The organism is Archangium sp. (assembly GCF_036388035.1).
Classification (GTDB): domain Bacteria; phylum Myxococcota; class Myxococcia; order Myxococcales; family Myxococcaceae; genus Archangium.
This window is the reverse complement of the sequence record NZ_DASVSO010000686.1, coordinates 1-1893: the sequence shown is the minus strand read 5'-3', so window position 1 is coordinate 1893 and position 1893 is coordinate 1. Positions and strand designations below refer to the sequence as shown.

Annotated in this window: 1 protein-coding gene and 1 pseudogene; both read right to left on the bottom strand. The window is 75.2% G+C overall.

The features are described 5' to 3' along the window. Nucleotides 1-1270, bottom strand: a pseudogene (locus tag VF697_RS27990) (hypothetical protein); the annotation flags it as partial. A 26-nt stretch (nucleotides 1271-1296) separates the two neighbouring features. Then, a partial coding sequence (locus VF697_RS27985) for a hypothetical protein (RefSeq protein ID WP_331099788.1) occupies nucleotides 1297-1893 on the bottom strand: 597 nt, incomplete at its 5' end.

The following is a 1893-nucleotide window of genomic DNA, read 5'->3' as shown; positions in this document are numbered from 1 at the left end:
AGTCCCCCACCACGGGCGAGAAGGCACCGGCGGACACGAGGGCCCCCACGGCGAGCAGCCCCAGCCCTCCGGTGGCGAACGCCGCGGGGCGCCACCGTCCCTCCAGGGCCCGACTCCACCCCAGGGCGGCGAGCACGGCCCAGGCCGCGAGGAAGAGGGGCACCAGCTTCTCCGGCCAGCGGAAGCTGTTCATCAACGGGAGCACCGCGAAGGCCAGCCGGTAGAGCCCCCCGTACCGGCCGAGCGCGAGGAGGAACCCCACCAGCGCCAGGCCCGCGAGCACCCCGCGCACCCGCCGGGACACACCCGGGTGGAACAGCCCGAGCACGGCGAGGAAGGACACCAGGGCACTGCCGCCGAGCGCCTCGGCCCAGAAGAGGTAGCCCGGCGCCGAGCCGAAGAGGGCCTGGGCCCGGCCCGGGGCGCCCAGCGGCGTGAGGCCCGGCAGGAGCAGCTCGGGCACCCGGAGCGGGTGGAGCGACCAGTACGTCGCCTCGTCCCAGGGGAGTCCCCCGGCGCGCGAGCTCGAGCGCAGCAGCGTCCAGCTCGGCAGGAGCTGGGCCGCGCACACGCCCGCGAGGAGCACCGCACACCCCACGCAGCCGGCGAGATACGGCCGCCACCGTCCCCCCGCCAGGGCCAGCCCGAAGCAGCCGGCGGCGAGGGTGAAGAGGTAGACCCCCTGGAGATCCCCGATGAGCACCGTGGAGGCGGTCGCGCCGAGCGCCAACAGGAAGTGGGCGCGGTCCCACCCGCGGAGCGCCGCGCGGCTGAAGGCGTAGAGCTGCACCGGCAGGAGCGCCGCGCCCCACAGGTAGACGATGTTGGAGGTCTCCGAGGTGAGGTAGCCACCGAGGGCGAAGGCCACCGCCGCCAGGGCGCTCCCCCCCCGCTCCGCACCGAGCAGCCGGGCCAGACGCCACGTCCCCCAGGCCGCGAGCGCCACCGCGCACAGGGTCTGGAGGGAGATGACGAGCTCCGGGCGCAGCCACGCGGACAGCCACGTCAGCGGGTGGAGCACCCCACACACCGCCTGGGCATGAAAGGGAGTCCCGAGCGACTCATAGGGGAACCAGGAGGGGAACTCCCCGGCGCGCAGCCGCTCGCCCACGTAGGCCCGGCAGGGCACCAGCATCCGCCACGTGTCGCGCCGGTAGAGCTGCTGCCCCAGCCAGAGCGGGGCGTAGAAGCCCGCGAGCACCACGGCCAACACGAGGGGCGCCACGCGCTCGAACCCTCGCGGCTTCGACTCCAATTCGTTCGTCAGCATGCGCTCCATGCCTTGCGTCTTGATGCTCAACCGCGCGAGGTGCCCGGATCCGACGCGGGCTCGCGCACCTCCACGCCCCGGGAGCGCACCACGTCCGCGAGCGTGCTCCAGGCGGACCACACACGCTGCTCCATGCTGGAGCCCCGCTGCACGGCCCCCAGGTCCCAGCGCGTCGCCACCCCGCCCGCGGACTCCAGGGCCAGCGTGTAGCGCCGGCCGGAGAACACGAGCGCCACGCCCCCCAGGGCCACCAGCCCGAGGAGCACGCGCAGCACCACCCCCGGCACGAAGGGCAACGCCACGAGCGCCACGAGGGTGAGGACGAGGGCCTCGTAGCGCGGCCGGTGCACCAGGGACAGGCGGCGCAGGCTGGGCAGCTCGAGGAGGAAGGGCGTGGCGGAGGGGCCCGAACGGAAGGAGAGCCGGTTGCCCTCCCCCACCAGGACGCGCCCGCCCACGAGCTCCGCCGAGAGGAAGGGACCTCCAGCGACTCCGACGGGCGGAGGAAGGGGGGCCTCGGGCAGCTCGGCCCCGCACGCGGCGCAGCGGCCCGCCCCCGCTCGCTGGGGGCGGCCGCACCGCGTACACATGACGAGGACCTCGGTCGGCACCGGGCCCTCGCC